1 protein-coding gene is annotated in these 378 nt (G+C 66.4%); it reads left to right on the forward strand.

Annotation, left to right across the window (positions count from 1 at the left end):
• The coding region (locus B2U11_RS03195) for a PLP-dependent transferase (protein WP_292069916.1) at positions 1–378 on the forward strand (378 nt) is incomplete at both ends.

Genomic DNA, 378 nt, shown 5'->3' on the forward strand with positions numbered 1-378 from the left:
AGCTGAGCCTGGGCGCGGACGTGGTCATGCACTCGGCGACCAAGTATCTGAACGGCCATTCGGATATCATTGGCGGAGTGCTGGTCACCGGCGACGCCGACCTGGCGACGCGGATCAAGTTCCTGCAGAACTCGGTCGGCGGGATCATGGGGCCGTTCGACGCCTTTCTGGCCAACCGGGGTTTGAAGACCCTGGCGCTCAGGATGAAGGCGCACTCTGAGAACGCCCTGACCATCGCTCGCTGGCTGGAGACGCGGGCGGGGGTCGCCAAGGTGATCTATCCCGGCCTGATCGCCCATCCGCAGCACGATCTGGCCGCGCGCCAGATGCACGGCGGCTTCGGCGGCATGGTCACGGTGGTGCTGGACGGCGACCTGG

The sequence above is a fragment of the Brevundimonas sp. UBA7534 genome (assembly GCF_002479325.1).
Lineage (GTDB): Bacteria > Pseudomonadota > Alphaproteobacteria > Caulobacterales > Caulobacteraceae > Brevundimonas.